Raw genomic sequence first — 13644 nt, 5'->3', positions numbered from 1 at the left:
GAGCACCACCGAGATTGACGACGCGCTCATGGCGAAGGCAGCAAACATCGGACTGATGAGGATGCCAAAGAAGGGAAACAGAACTCCCGCCGCGACCGGCACGCCGGAGGCGTTGTAGATCAGCGCGAAGAACAGGTTCTGGCGGATGTTGCGCATCGTGGCCCGGGCGAGCCGCCGCGCACGCACGATACCATCAAGGTTGCCCTTGACCAGCGTGACGCCCGCGCTTTCGATGGCCACATCGGCGCCGGTGCCCATGGCGATGCCGACATCGGCCTGCGCGAGCGCGGGGGCGTCGTTGACGCCATCCCCGGCCATGGCGACCTTGTGGCCCGCCTCTTGCAACTCAAGGATGATCCGCGCCTTGTCCTCCGGCAGCACGTCGGCCCGGATCTCATCGATTCCGAGCCGCGTGCCGATGGCCTTGGCCGTGCGTTCGTTGTCGCCGGTCGCCATGATGACGCGGAACCCCAGTTCATGCAGATCCTCGATGGCTTCTGGCGTGGTCTCCTTCACTGGGTCGGCGACAGCAACTAGACCGGCGATCTCGCCATCCAGCACAACGAACATGACCGTCTCGCCTTCGTCGCGGCGGGCATTGGCCTTGGCGGTCAACGCGCCCGCCTCGAGCCCCAATTCGCGGATCATCGCCAAATTGCCGAGCGCGACCGCTTTGCCGTCAACGACCCCCTTGACGCCCTTGCCAGTGACCGCCTCGAAGTCCCGTGCCTCGTCCATTTTGACATCTCGCTCCTCCGCACCCCTGACGATCGCTTCGGCCAAGGGGTGCTCCGATCCGCGCTCAAGCGATGCGGCGAGACGCAAGACCTCGGCTTCGTCGTGGCCGGGTTGCGGGAGTACGTCGACAAGCCGCGGCTTGCCTTCGGTCAACGTGCCGGTCTTGTCGACGATCAGGGTATCGACTTTCTCGAACCGCTCCAGCGCCTCGGCGTTCTTGATCAGCACCCCTGCCTGAGCGCCCCGTCCTGTCGCTGTCATGATCGACATCGGTGTCGCCAGGCCAAGCGCACAAGGACAGGCGATGATCAGAACCGCCACCGCCGAAATCAATGCGTAGGAAAGCGCAGGCGCGGGCCCCCAGATCGCCCAGGCGATGAAGGACAGGACCGCGATACCGATGACGGCCGGAACGAAATATCCCGCCACCTTGTCGGCGTATTTCTGGATCGGGGCGCGCGAGCGCTGCGCGTTCGACACCATCTCGACAATTTGAGCCAGCATCGTGTCGGACCCGACACGCGTCGCCTCCATCACTAGACTGCCAGTGCCGTTGATCGTCGCACCGGTTACCGGGTCGCCTTCGGTCTTCTCGACCGGCACAGGTTCACCGGAGATCATGCTTTCGTCGATCGAGGACCGGCCGTCCAGAACCACGCCATCGACAGGCACCTTGTCACCGGGCCGTACGCGCAGCCGGTCGCCGACCTGTACGTCCTCGAGCGGGATCTCCTCTTCGGAGCCATCGTCCCGCATGACCCGCGCGGTCTTGGCGGCCATATCGAGTAGCGCACGGATCGCCTTGCCGGTTCCTTCACGTGCGCGCAATTCCATCACCTGACCGAGCAGCACGAGCGTCACGATCACCGCCGCCGCCTCGAAGTAGACGCCGACATGGCCTTCGGAGTCTCGGAACCCATCAGGGAACATGTCCGGTGCGAGAACGGCAACGACGCTGAAGAGCCAGGCGGCTAGAACGCCCATGCCGATCAGGGAAAACATGTTGAGGTTCAATGTGCGGAACGAAATCCATCCGCGTTCCAGAAACGGCCAGCCGCACCACAAGACCACTGGCGTTGCCAGGATCAATTCGATCCATTGTGTAGTGCTTTCGCCAAAAAACGTCCGGACTGCGGGGAAACCGACGAATGGCCCCATCGTGAGGACAAGGAGCGGGATCGTCAGGACTGTGCCGGCCCAGAACCGCCGTGTGAAATCTACCAGTTCGGGATTTGGACCTTCATCGCCGGGCACACCGGATTCCAGTTCCAATCCCATACCACAGATCGGACACGCGCCCGGATCAGGCTGCCGCACCTGAGGGTGCATCGGGCAGGTGTAAATGGGACCATCATGTCCTGTAGGAACCAGATCATATCGGCCATCCGCCGGTGCGGCACCTGCGTGGTGGTCGTGATGATCATGTGCTGAATGGACCTCGAGCTCCGATTCCGGCACGAGGTGCATCCCGCATTTCGGACATTTGCCGGGCTCAAACTGCCGCACCTCAGGGTGCATGGGGCAAACGAATACCGAGGAAGCTGCTGTGGTTTCAGAACTGTCGGGGGTGCTCATTTTGCGGTCCTTTCCGAGAATGCTTCTCTTGCTTGGGGCTTCCATCCACAGGAGGGTCAAGAGAGATCAGTACGGCGATTACATTGCGGCTCTGCGGGGTGGCGCTGTCCGGCCCCGTTCCCGCCGGGCGAACACGATCAACGCCAGCCCGACCAGCACCATTGGCATGGAGAGCAACTGGCCCATGGTCAAACCCCACTCACCAAAGTGGAGCGCATGGCCAATTGGGTTATCTTCCGTCACGAACTGCTGGTCCGGTTGCCGGAACATCTCGACGAAATTTCGGGCAAGACCATAGCCGGTCAGAAACACGCCAGCCAAGGCACCGGGCATTTTCAGCCAGCCCCGGCCCCAAGCGAGATAAATGAGCAGTATTCCAAGAATGAGCCCCTCCAATACCGCCTCGTACAGCTGGGACGGGTGTCGGGCGCAGAGGCCGCTAACCCCTGGGCAGGCCTGCGCGACTTCGCCGGGAAAGATCACCGCCCAGGGAACGTCCGTCGGCCGCCCCCACAACTCATTGTTGGTGAAGTTCGCCAGCCTTCCAAGAAACAAGCCTGGTGGTGTTGCCAAAGCCAGCAAGTCGCCAGTGCTGAGCAATGACGCGTTCTGTCTAAGGCAGAACAGCAAGGCCGCGATGACAACTCCCGCGAACCCCCCGTGGAAAGACATGCCGCCTTGCCAGACCATCAGAATTTCCAAGGGATTGGCGAGATAATATGCGGGCTGGTAGAACAGTACAAAGCCCAGGCGACCACCAGCAATCACGCCGATGATGATCCACGTCAGAAGATCTTCGATCTGCGTTCGGTCAAGCGGCGGTCCAGCTGACGTCCAGAGCGCGGGACGGCTTATGGCACTCGAACAAATGCGCCAGCCAATCAGGATACCGAAGATATAGGCTAGCGCGTACCAGCGGAGTGCGAATGTGACCCCCCCGATGTCGAAGGAGAAGAGGTCGGTTCCAATATCCGGAAATGGCAATCCCGCTGGCAGCACTGGGTGAGTTCCTCATCAGGAATTTACGTGGGGATTAGATGGCATTGATCGAGCACCGCTAAAGGCGCTCGATCTGCGACAGGGCATCCAACGCCCATCCCGCCATCACGCGGTGTCGAGGGCGTCCCGAAGGAGATCGCGGACTTCGCCGGCGACCGCGTCCAGGTCTTGGTTCTGCACCGCCTGCATCGAAGCGACAGGATCGACCGCGCTGACCTCGGTGTCGCCGTCCAGTTGCCGCAGGATAACATTGCAGGGAAGCATCGCACCGATGCGAGGCTCGATCTCGATGGCTTTGTGCGCCATGCCCGGATTACAGGCCCCCAAGATGCGGTAAGGCGGCATGTCCGCATCAAGTTTCTTTTTCATCGTCGCTTTGACGTCAATCTCAGTCAGCACGCCGAAGCCCTTGTCTGCCAAAGCATCCCGAACACGCATCTCTGCGTCATCGATTTTGGTGTCTTTCAGGACGCGATCATAGGTATAGGCCATGGGAATTTTCCTTTCCGTGTCTCTATTTGTTGGCATACCGAGGCTAAACGGTTCAGGTCGCGGTTCGGTTCAATGTCCCGACCGCGAATGGTTTTGGGGTTGTGAGGACGGGTGCCGGAAAAAAAACCGGCACCCATTGGCTCAGTTGTCCTGCATCATGGAGCCGTTGCCCATGCCCTGACCGTTGCCAGGCCGCGCAGGCGCATCTGCCATATTCGACCGCATCATCTGCATCCGCTCCATCCTATCGGCAGGAGCGGCCATCTCTTCCGGCGTCACCGCGCCGTCGCCATCGGCATCGAGGTGTTGGAAGCGATCCACCATCATTTCGCGGATCATCGCGCTGTGGAGAGCTTCAAATTCAGTAATCGAGAGGCTTCCATCCCCGTCGCTGTCAAACTCGGAAAGCTTGGCCTCCAGCTGCGTGCGCATTTCTTCCGGCGTCGTTGTGCCGTCTCCATCAGTGTCGAACATTTGCATCATGCCGCCAGCCATGCCTGGGCTCATCATACCACTGCCCATGCCTGCGCCCATCATGCCTGCGCCCATCATGTTTCCGTGCATGCGCTTCATCATGTCCATCATTCCGCCCATGTTCCCCATCATACCGGGACCACCGTTCTGCATCATGCCTGGTCCGCTCTGGGCGCCAAATTGTCCCCCACGCCCGTGGTTGGCGTCCGCGAATGCGGCACCGCCAAGGGCGGTTGCAGCCAGGGTCATTGCAGCGAGTAAAGTGTTGCGTTTCATTTCGATCACCTCGTGTCAGTGTTGCGATACCCAGCATATGGGGGGCACCTGCAGATGCGGAATGCCACGCGAGCCGGTGTTTTGTATCGCGAGGTCACAAAGGCGGGGTCTGTTACAAATTGCGACAAATCAATTCGGGGCGAACGCTCCTCTTCATCTGAAACATGCGATATCCAGAAAAAAAGGTGTCGAGGATCCGTATACCAACCGAAACCGAACCCATGTTTCGGTAGAGGTGAAATCCGGAAGAGTTGATGTCGAGATTGCTAGAGGTCCTGAATATCCCGAAAATTCAGTCATTCAACTCATGGCAGGAGGCTGCAAGGTGCGCTTTTCCAATCGCATTTTCTCAGTTCTAACCGTGGTGATTTTGGCGGGGTGCGGTGCAGGAAACGACATGCGCCCTGATGCTTCAGCCGAAGTCATCAGTAGTGCATCCTACCGTCACGACGGACCGGCTGCGCTGACGCTGTACACCATGATCAGCAACAGATCCGGGGCGGGTGCGCATAGCAGCGTCATGATCAATGGGTCGCAGCGCGTTATCTTCGATCCGGCAGGAACGGTCCGGCTGAGCGCGGTACTGGAACGGGGAGATGTGCTTTATGGCATTACTCCACAAGTGGCCGATTTTTACGCACGGGCTCATGCACGGGAGACCTACCACGTCGTCATACAAGAGATCGATGTGTCCCCCGAAGTCGCGGAGCAGGCCTTGCGGCTTGCAATTGCCAGCGGCCCAGCCGCTTCCGGTTTTTGTAGTGCCAGTACCTCCGCGGTACTCAGACAATTACCAGGATTTGAATCCATCGGACGCACATTTTTTCCAAAGCGCCTGATGGCGGATTTTGGCAAGTTGCCGGGCCTGCGAACCACAAAGCTGTTCGAGAACGATGAGGACGACAAATCCGTAGCGATCGCACAGTTCGAAAGTTCACTTGCGACACAGCCGTGAGTGTTCGTCCAACAATTCATTGGAAGATGTCCCTGCACGACGCAGTCCTCGGCGTGTGAGCCAAAGATGCAATAGGTTAGCTTCGAGCGGTAACGCTGTCTTCGGCCGAGTAAAGGAACGCCGTCGATCCGACAGCGACATTCGGATAGAGATCATTGATGTGGGCCATCACCATGCGCACGCATCCCGAACTGGCCCGGCCGCCAATGCTGCGAGGGCTCGGCGTTCCGTGAATTCGAAGGTACGTATCCCGATCTCCGACGAATAGATACAAAGCCCTGCTGCCCAAGGCATTGTTGGGGCCGGGCTCCATACCGTCGGCAAACCGCTCGTAAGCCTCCGGATCGCGTTCGATCATTGACTGCGTTGGCGTCCAGTGCGGCCATTCGACCTTTCGGCGGATCGTATAGGTGCCGGGTTCATAGAGATCGCCCTTGGCAATCGCCACCCCGTATCGCATCGCGGTGCCACCTTCCTCGATATGGTACAGATAGCGCGCGATCGCATCGACGTGAATGTCACCCGGGCGCAAACCGTCATTCGCCAAAACGCGTTGCGGCAGCAGCCTGGGATGCAGCCCCCATGGGTTGGTTGTTGCCGGGTCATAGTTGGCGGGCGTGATCTGCGCATCCCAAGCTGCTTTTTCGGCTGTTGACGGCCAGGTCTTAGCGAATGCTGGCGAACTCAGAGAAGCTGAAAACAGCGAGCCGGAAAGTGCAAGGAAGTGTCGTCTTGTAACCATGAAGCGAAGCCCTTTGTTTGTTTTCGATGAATGCGGGACGATTCAAGAAACGTCCGCGACCCCATGCCACCGAACCTTTTGATGTCTTGCGATCGCGACCAACCAGAGGCAAGCAAGGACACCGCTTAGGATCGCGTTCCAACTCGCCATGGACAACGTCAGAAATTCCCAGACAACCTCACTGCACAGAACAAGATTGGACGCATTTGAACTGGCAGAGGGCAGCAATTCCGATACCGACATTTGGGAAACATCGAGGCCGGATCCCGTGCAAGAAGTCGGTCCCTCCCACCAGCCGCGCTCGACACCGGTATGAAACACTCCCAACGCGGATGTGCTGAGTGCCGACAGGGCACCGATTATCAGGATTGGCAAAATCGGCAGAGCAAAGAGCAACAGAGCGCCCATTCCAATGGCGATTGCGTGTGGGTAGCGTTGCCAGATGCACATTGCGCACGGCGCGTACCCAAGAGCCTGGAAAACGAAGGCCCCCAACAGCAAGGCGGCTGATCCTGCCGCCGCAGTCATGCCGAGAGATTTTGGTGTCAGGGTCAATGAACGCTCCCATTGGCAGTCGATGGACCTGTTTCTCGCTTGTCAGGTTACGTAGACGGCGAAAGGCCTGTTATCATTCAGAGATTTGTAACGGTATGTATCCGTCTCGACCCTCAGCCGACTCTGATCCACGTTGCCATACCGTCGGCTTGGTGGCTCAACATGTGGCAATGCAGCATCCAGGATCCCGGATTGCCCAAGACGACGAGAATATCCCGCGTCTCGCCGATATCCAGATAGGTCGAGTCCCGGTATGGACCGGCTTTCCCCGCCGCATCGAGTTCCCAGAAATGGTGGCCATGCAGATGCATGACGTGTGGAAACCCGGTTTCGTTGCGGATCGAAATGCGCGCGGTCGTCCCCTGCGCGACGGATAGGAAAGGGGTTCGAGGCAGGCCCGATACGTCATTGAGCGCCCACGTCCCTGTGCCGTTGTGGGACGCGCTTCCCGCACCTCCCTGAAGCACCAGCTCCGCGGTTTGGCCGGGGTCTTGCGGGGCGGGCATTCGGTTGGCGGGCAACGCGGTGATGGGCGCTTTCGCAGGCTCACGAGAGCCGGAAACAGCGATTTCGCCAAGGCTCAACGTCCGCTCTCCAAAGCTGTCGTCAAATCTAATAGGCCCGGTCGCATCACCAATCACATCGCATCTTTGCCCCGGAGCTAGGAGGATGGGTTCGAGTGTCTGTGGCTGCGCCAGGGGCATACCATCCAGTGCAACGATCTTGCCTGCCAGACCGTCCAGCCCGACACGGTAAACCCTGTCGATAGAGGGATTTATCAGGCGCAAGCGCAGGCGGTCGCCTTGTCTCACATTCTTGCTGGTTCCATTGGAAACAAGCGCCGTGACCGTATTGCCGATACGGCCCTCGGTCGCGAAATGAGCCGGGTTGAACCCTTCGTCGTACTGTCCGGACTGATCCAACAAGACATCGAAGAACTGAACAACGATGTCATGGTCGACAGCCGGCGCATTTTGCTCCTCGACGATGAAGGCGCCGAAAAGACCGCGGCTGACCTGATCGTAAGACAGGTAATGCGAGTGATACCAATACGTGCCGGCATCCGGGACGCCGAATTGATAACGATACGAGTCGCCCGGAATGACCACATCCTGAGTGAGGACGTTGACACCATCCATCCGATTTGGAACCCGCAACCCATGCCAGTGAACGAGAGCGCCCTCCTCCAATCGGTTATCGAGGGTAATGCGGGCGGTTTGTCCTTGTCGCATTCTGACTTCTGGGCCCGGCAGACCACCGTTGAAGCCCAACATCGACACGTCGTACCCAGCAAGGTGCGCCTTGATCGATTGGGGCGCGAGGATCAACTCGTGTGTCGCTGCTGGCAAGCGGGTACCAGCCAGCGCAACGGTCATCCCGCCAAGGAAAGACCTCCGGCTCAAAGACAATTCCGTCACCTCATGAATGATAGACTGGCTTTCGCCAACTGCCGCACTTGTGCCATTTCCGGAAGAGGAACTTCAAGGCGACAGAACACTCCTCACGCCGTTGTCACTTTGGGATACAGGAAGACGCGGGCGCCGATTTCAACGCGTTCGTACAGATCCTTCACATGTTCATTCGTCAACCGCGCGCATCCATTCGACACGGCAGACCCAATTGTCTCCGGGGCGTTCGTTCCATGAATGCGAAGATAGGTATCGCGTCCCTCGGCATCGTAGAGATAGAGCGCGCGGGCCCCGAGCGGGTTGTTTGGCCCGCCTTTCAGTCCATCCTTGTACTTTGCGTATTTGCGTGGCTCGCGCCGGATCATGGCGTTCGTTGGCCGCCACCATGGCCATTTGGCCTTGCGCGCTACCGTGAACTCTCCGGGTTCGTACAAACCTTTGCGCCCTACCCCGACCCCGTAGCGGATCGCCATCCCGTCCTCGAGCATGAAATAAAGGAAAAAATCGTCGGGAACGACGTGGACATCGCCTTTAACCCAGTCACCACGACGGGTGTTTACCAATTGTGGTTCGAACCGTTCGGGCAATTTGACTTTGTGGGCCCAGGCAGTTGTGGGCAGAAAGCAACCCATCGCTCCGGCACAAATCAATTCTCGTCTCGTGAAATTCTGCATGGCGCGATCTCCTCGGACCCATGAAAATTCAGTGCGCGTCAGGGGCAAAGAAAAGAAGCCGTGAACCGGGGCAAACGACGCGCCTTTGTTGCCTTGAAACTACGAAAATGCGTGCTTTTGGAACTCTCCAGCGCTGGAATGTTGTTGTTTTACAGAGAACTGCAAGGAGGTGACTGGAAATGCACTACTCACGATTCTTTATGATGATCGGAACATCGACCGTGGTCATGTTCGTTCTGATGTACCTGAACACCTATCTTTGGGGCCATATCTTCTTTTCGGAGACACGCCTTTACATGGCCATCCTGATGGGGGCGACCATGGCCGTGATCATGTTGGCGTACATGTTGTCCATGTATCAGAACACCAAAGCCAACATCGCGATTTTCGTTGGCGCAATAGTCCTTTTCGCGGCGAGCCTCTGGCTGGTTCGCGGGCAATTCACGGTGCAGGACAGGTCCTACATGCGCGCCATGATCCCGCACCACTCGATCGCCATCATGACGTCGACTCGTGCCGAGATCACCGACCCGCGCGTCCGGGGGCTCGCAGACGACATTATCTATGCGCAGGACAAGGAAATCGCCGAAATGCGCTACCTTATTGCTGACATTGGAGCAAACGGCGAAGCATCGGCCACGCGAAGCGAAACGCCGGCGCAGGTTGTGGATGCGCAACAGGCGCTTCAAACGGAGGTCGTGTCGAAGGTCGATCCTGAGTTTCTGACGGAAGACGAAATCGCTGCGGTGTTCCCGAATGGCGGAAATTGCCGCTTTGCTTACACCTCGGACAGTCCGGCTGTACTGGTGACTGGTGAAACCGGCGAAGGGTCTGCAGCCGCAATGAAGATCAGCGGTGATCTGGTGCGCCTGAATGCGCAGGGCGAAAATGCATTTTCTGAAGGCCCGCTGTCGGCCGAGATCGCAGAGACGAACGGTGACCTGACCGATCTGATCGTCAGCGCGGGAACCGACTACGAAGCCGGGTTCCGTGGTCAACTTACGTGCAGCGGATAAGGAGGAAAGGACATGCCCCGCGACACAGACAGTAAATCCGCGCAGCTTTATCGCATGGTCATGCCGGGCCATGTCTGCCCCTACGGTCTGAAATCGAAAGACCTGCTGGAGCGGCAAGGCTTCGAGGTGGAAGACCATCCGCTTGACACCCGTGAAGACACCGATGCTTTCATGGAGAAGCACGGGGTCGAGACGACGCCGCAGACTTTCATCGGGGACGAACGGATCGGCGGTTACGATGATCTCAGGGTGTTTTTCGACATTGACCCACCCGAGGAAGAGCAAAGCGACACGACCTACCAGCCGGTCATCGCGATCTTTTCCGTTGCCGCGCTGTTGGCATTGGGCCTGTCTTGGCACCAGTACGGGTCGGTCCTTACCTTGCGGGGGTTCGAATGGTTCATTTCGCTGTCCATGACCATTCTCGCGATCCAGAAATTGCAGGATGTCGAAGGGTTTTCGACGATGTTCCTCAACTACGATCTGCTGGCGCGCAAATGGGTGCGATACGGCAAGGTCTACCCGGTCGGCGAAGCGTTGGCAGGTGTCCTGATGACTGCCGGCGCGCTGCTGTGGCTCTCGGCGCCTGTCGCCCTGTTTATCGGCACGGTCGGCGCTGTCAGCGTGTTCAAGGCTGTTTATATCGACAAGAGAGAGCTGAAATGCGCCTGCGTCGGCGGTGACAGTTCCGTCCCGCTGGGGTTCATTTCGCTGACGGAAAACCTGATGATGATCTTCATGGGTATCTGGATGCCGGTCCGCGCGATCTGGTTCTGAGGTACAGCCCCTTCTTGCCTGTCACTTGGCCAACCGCTCCGGCGACAGATCCTCGATGATGGGGCAGTCGGGCCGGTGATCCCCGGCACATTTTTCCACCAGTTCGGCGAGCGTCGCGCGCATGGATTGCAGTTTCGCGATCTTTTCCTCGATCTGGCGCAGATGGTCTTCCGCAACCGCCTTCACTTGCATGCTTTCGCGGTTTTCATCCTCGTAGAGCGACAGGAGCGTCCTGCAATCTTCGATGGTGAACCCCAAGGCCCGTGCGCGACCCAGAAACGCCAGCTTGTGAACGTGGTTCTCGGTGAACGCGCGATAGCCGTTCTCGCTACGGTTCGGGCGGATCAGACCGATGTCCTCGTAGTAGCGGATCGTCTTGGCGGGCACACCCGATTGTCGGGCAACGTCTCCGATGTTCATGTCGGACCTCCGTTATTCTGCTGGAGCAGGAGTGGCGGCTGCCATCTCTGCCGGGATTGCGCGCTGCTCGTCCATCGCAGGCGCGATGCGCCGCAGCCGCAGGGCATTGGTCAGGACAAACACCGAGGACAACGCCATCGCACCCGCCGCAAGGATTGGTGACAGGAGCAACCCAAAGGCCGGATAGAGCACCCCGGCAGCGACCGGAATAAGTGCCACGTTGTAGGCAAAGGCCCAGAACAGGTTCTGCCGGATGTTGCGCATGGTCCGCCGCGATACTTCGAAGGCGTTCACCACGCCGCGCAAATCGCCCGACATCAGGACGACATCCGCAGATTCGATGGCCACATCGGTGCCGGTTCCAATGGCGATGCCCACATCGGCATGCGCCAGCGCCGGGGCGTCGTTGATCCCGTCGCCGACAAAGGCGATGCGCTTGTTCCCTTGGCGCAAACTGTCGAGCGCCGCAACCTTGCCGTCCGGCAGGACGCCGGCGATGACGTGGTCGATACCGGTTTCGCGGGCGATGGCTTCGGCGGTTTCGCGTTTGTCGCCGGTGATCATCGCAACCGCAAGACCCTTTTCGTGCAGCGCTGCGATGGCTGCGCGGCTTGCCGGTTTGACCGGATCGGCCACGCCGATCACGGCGGCGACACGCCCATCTATGGCAGCGTAAAGCGCCGTGCGACCCTTGCTTGCGATCTTCGTTTCCTCTGGAGCCAATGCCGAGACGTCAATGCCTTCGCGCGCCATGTAGCGGTCGGCCCCAACCAACACCTCCACGTCTTCGACCACGGCGCGCACGCCGTAACCTGTGACCGATTGAAAGCCTTCGGCCGCCACAAGAGGTGCGCCCTCGGCCCGGGCGGCGCGGACGATGGCGTCCGCGACAGGATGCTCGGAGAGCGACTCCACGGCAGCGATCTTCGAGAGCGTTGTTGGGCGATCGAACCCTTCCGCCAGCACAAGGTCAGTCAGTGCGGGTCGCCCCTCGGTCACCGTGCCTGTCTTGTCGAGGGCGACCACATCAACGGAATCAAGTTGCTGCAAGGCGTCACCTTTACGGAACAGGACACCCATTTCCGCAGCACGTCCCGTCCCGACCATGATCGAGGTCGGCGTCGCAAGCCCCATCGCGCAGGGGCACGCGATGATGAGCACCGACACACCGGCGACCAGCGCCATCGTCAGGGCCGGATCAGGCCCGAAAAACAGCCAGACCAGCACGGTCGCCGCCGCGATCGCCATCACGGCAGGCACGAACCACAAGGTGATCCGGTCGACCAATCCCTGGATCGGCAGTTTGGCGCCCTGGGCCTCTTCGACCATGCGAATAATCTGCGCCAGGGTCGTGTCGGCGCCGACCCGCGTGGCGAGGAACTGCAGGCTTCCGGCGCCGTTGACCGTCCCGCCGGTCACCGTATCTCCGGCACCTTTTTCAGCGGGGATCGGCTCGCCTGTCAGCATGCTTTCGTCGACGCGGCTGGTCCCCTCGATGACCTCGCCATCGACCGCGATGCGTTCACCAGGGCGCACGATGACGATGTCACCCTGAACCAGCGCATCGATCTCGATCTCGACGCTTTCTCCGTCCCGCATCACGCGTGCAGTCCGCGCCTGAAGCCCTAATAGCTTCTGGATGGCCGCGCCCGTTCTCCCCTTGGCGCGCGCTTCAAGAAACCGCCCCAGAAGGATCAGAACGACGATGACCGCTGCCGCCTCGAAATAGACGGTGCGCAGCGTGTCAGGCAGGACCGACGGTACGAATGTCGCAACCACGGAATAAAGGTAAGCCGCCCCGGTGCCGACCGCGACGAGGCTGTTCATGTCGGGGGCACCCCGGAACAAGGCCGGGAAACCCTTGGTATAAAACGTCCGGCCCGGGCCGAAGAGAACGATTGTCGTCAGCACGAACTGAAGAAGCCAACTCGTCTGCTGGCCAATCGTGGTCTCGATCAGCATATGAACGGCCGGAATGACGTGGCCACCCATTTCGATCAGGAAGACCGGCAAGGCGAGGATGGCCGCAAAGGTGACCCGTTTGGCAAGCGCCTGAGCCTCTTCCTCCTTGCGCGCAACTCTGTCGTCACCGGCCTGGGCCGTTGCCACGGTTGCTGGATACCCTGCCGCGCCGCTTGATTCGATCAGATCGGATGTCGTGACAAGACCTTCGACGTAAACGACCGTCGCCGTCTCTGAGGCGAGGTTGACGTTCACCTCGACCACCCCGGGCACCGCGGCAAGCGCCTTATCGACCCGCCCGACGCAAGAGGCACAGGACATCGCTGCAATCGTGAGTTCGGCCCTGGCCTTCCGCGCGGGGTAGCCCAGCTCGCGAAGGGATTCGATGATGTCGGGAATGCGCTTGAGCGCGTCCACGCTCATGCGAGCAGTTTCCGAGGCAAGGTTCACCGACACATCCTCTACGCCGTCGATTGCATTCAATGCGCGATCGACCCTGCCAACGCAGGACGCGCATGACATGCCTTCGATCGGCAGGCTGATCTGTTTGGGTTCGGGCATATGTGTCACCTGTTTTTCC

13 protein-coding genes are annotated in these 13644 nt (G+C 59.5%); 3 read left to right on the top strand and 10 right to left on the bottom strand.

Going from position 1 to position 13644, the window contains the following annotated elements; genetic code table 11:
- The 4 genes from G5A46_RS18900 to G5A46_RS18885 all read right to left on the bottom strand — a co-directional run.
- A partial coding sequence (locus G5A46_RS18900; protein WP_420821368.1) for a copper-transporting P-type ATPase occupies positions 1–2256 on the bottom strand: 2256 nt, incomplete at its 3' end.
- A gap of 135 nt (positions 2257–2391) precedes the next feature.
- A complete protein-coding gene (lgt, locus tag G5A46_RS18895; RefSeq protein WP_027238585.1) occupies positions 2392–3312 on the bottom strand; it encodes a prolipoprotein diacylglyceryl transferase in 921 nt (306 codons plus the stop codon).
- 105 nt (positions 3313–3417) lie between these two features.
- A complete protein-coding gene (locus G5A46_RS18890; RefSeq protein ID WP_007803435.1) occupies positions 3418–3804 on the bottom strand; it encodes a DUF302 domain-containing protein in 387 nt (128 codons plus the stop codon).
- A gap of 141 nt (positions 3805–3945) precedes the next feature.
- Positions 3946–4554, bottom strand: a complete 609-nt coding sequence (locus G5A46_RS18885) for an EF-hand domain-containing protein (protein ID WP_239521103.1) — start codon at positions 4552–4554, stop codon at positions 3946–3948.
- Positions 4555–4897: 343 nt separating this feature from the next.
- On the opposite strand from G5A46_RS18885, the gene G5A46_RS18880 reads away from it, so the two are divergent.
- A complete protein-coding gene (locus tag G5A46_RS18880; RefSeq protein ID WP_163852071.1) occupies positions 4898–5509 on the top strand; it encodes a hypothetical protein in 612 nt (203 codons plus the stop codon).
- A gap of 76 nt (positions 5510–5585) precedes the next feature.
- Here the strand turns inward: G5A46_RS18880 and G5A46_RS18875 are convergent, their stop codons facing one another.
- From G5A46_RS18875 to G5A46_RS19885, 4 genes are all read right to left on the bottom strand, one after another.
- Positions 5586–6251: a L,D-transpeptidase gene (locus G5A46_RS18875; RefSeq protein WP_012187180.1), complete on the bottom strand. Its 666-nt coding sequence runs from the start codon at positions 6249–6251 to the stop codon at positions 5586–5588.
- Positions 6252–6293: 42 nt separating this feature from the next.
- Positions 6294–6806, bottom strand: a complete 513-nt coding sequence (locus tag G5A46_RS18870) for a disulfide bond formation protein B (protein ID WP_476705206.1) — start codon at positions 6804–6806, stop codon at positions 6294–6296.
- Between the two features lie 113 nt (positions 6807–6919).
- Positions 6920–8182 carry a multicopper oxidase family protein gene (locus G5A46_RS18865; protein WP_121068488.1) on the bottom strand — a complete coding sequence of 421 codons (1263 nt, stop codon included), beginning with the start codon at positions 8180–8182 and terminating at the stop codon, positions 6920–6922.
- Positions 8183–8307: 125 nt separating this feature from the next.
- On the bottom strand, positions 8308–8889 hold the full coding sequence (locus G5A46_RS19885; protein WP_012187183.1) for a L,D-transpeptidase: 582 nt from the start codon (positions 8887–8889) through the stop codon (positions 8308–8310).
- 179 nt (positions 8890–9068) lie between these two features.
- Between G5A46_RS19885 and G5A46_RS18855 the strand changes: the two genes are divergently transcribed.
- Positions 9069–9905, top strand: coding sequence for a DUF305 domain-containing protein (locus G5A46_RS18855; RefSeq protein WP_012187184.1), 837 nt, complete (start codon positions 9069–9071; stop codon positions 9903–9905).
- Positions 9906–9917: 12 nt separating this feature from the next.
- Positions 9918–10682 carry a MauE/DoxX family redox-associated membrane protein gene (locus G5A46_RS18850; protein WP_204318810.1) on the top strand — a complete coding sequence of 255 codons (765 nt, stop codon included), beginning with the start codon at positions 9918–9920 and terminating at the stop codon, positions 10680–10682.
- A gap of 21 nt (positions 10683–10703) precedes the next feature.
- On the opposite strand, the gene cueR is transcribed toward G5A46_RS18850, so the two are convergent.
- Positions 10704–11102 carry a Cu(I)-responsive transcriptional regulator gene (gene cueR / locus G5A46_RS18845; protein ID WP_038008399.1) on the bottom strand — a complete coding sequence of 133 codons (399 nt, stop codon included), beginning with the start codon at positions 11100–11102 and terminating at the stop codon, positions 10704–10706.
- Between the two features lie 12 nt (positions 11103–11114).
- A complete protein-coding gene (locus G5A46_RS18840) occupies positions 11115–13625 on the bottom strand; it encodes a heavy metal translocating P-type ATPase (RefSeq protein ID WP_152449575.1) in 2511 nt (836 codons plus the stop codon).
- Positions 13626–13644 lie beyond the last annotated feature (19 nt).

Source organism: Pseudooceanicola aestuarii, from assembly GCF_010614805.1.
In the GTDB taxonomy this organism is placed as follows: Bacteria; Pseudomonadota; Alphaproteobacteria; order Rhodobacterales; family Rhodobacteraceae; genus Pseudooceanicola; species Pseudooceanicola aestuarii.
The sequence above is the reverse complement of the archived record's forward strand: the minus strand, read 5'-3'. Positions and strand labels throughout refer to the sequence as shown.

Bases quoted from the DNA above. Each gene is read 5' to 3' on its own strand.
- G5A46_RS18890 (WP_007803435.1), bottom strand. From the start codon at position 3,804: ATGGCCTATACCTATGATCGCGTCCTGAAAGACACCAAAATCGATGAC.
- G5A46_RS18885 (WP_239521103.1), bottom strand. From the start codon at position 4,554: ATGAAACGCAACACTTTACTCGCTGCAATGACCCTGGCTGCAACCGCC.
- G5A46_RS18875 (WP_012187180.1), bottom strand. From the start codon at position 6,251: ATGGTTACAAGACGACACTTCCTTGCACTTTCCGGCTCGCTGTTTTCA.
- G5A46_RS18865 (WP_121068488.1), bottom strand. From the start codon at position 8,182: ATGACCGTTGCGCTGGCTGGTACCCGCTTGCCAGCAGCGACACACGAG.
- G5A46_RS19885 (WP_012187183.1), bottom strand. From the start codon at position 8,889: ATGCAGAATTTCACGAGACGAGAATTGATTTGTGCCGGAGCGATGGGT.
- G5A46_RS18855 (WP_012187184.1), top strand. From the start codon at position 9,069: ATGCACTACTCACGATTCTTTATGATGATCGGAACATCGACCGTGGTC.
- G5A46_RS18850 (WP_204318810.1), top strand. From the start codon at position 9,918: ATGCCCCGCGACACAGACAGTAAATCCGCGCAGCTTTATCGCATGGTC.
- cueR (WP_038008399.1), bottom strand. From the start codon at position 11,102: ATGAACATCGGAGACGTTGCCCGACAATCGGGTGTGCCCGCCAAGACG.
- G5A46_RS18840 (WP_152449575.1), bottom strand. From the start codon at position 13,625: ATGCCCGAACCCAAACAGATCAGCCTGCCGATCGAAGGCATGTCATGC.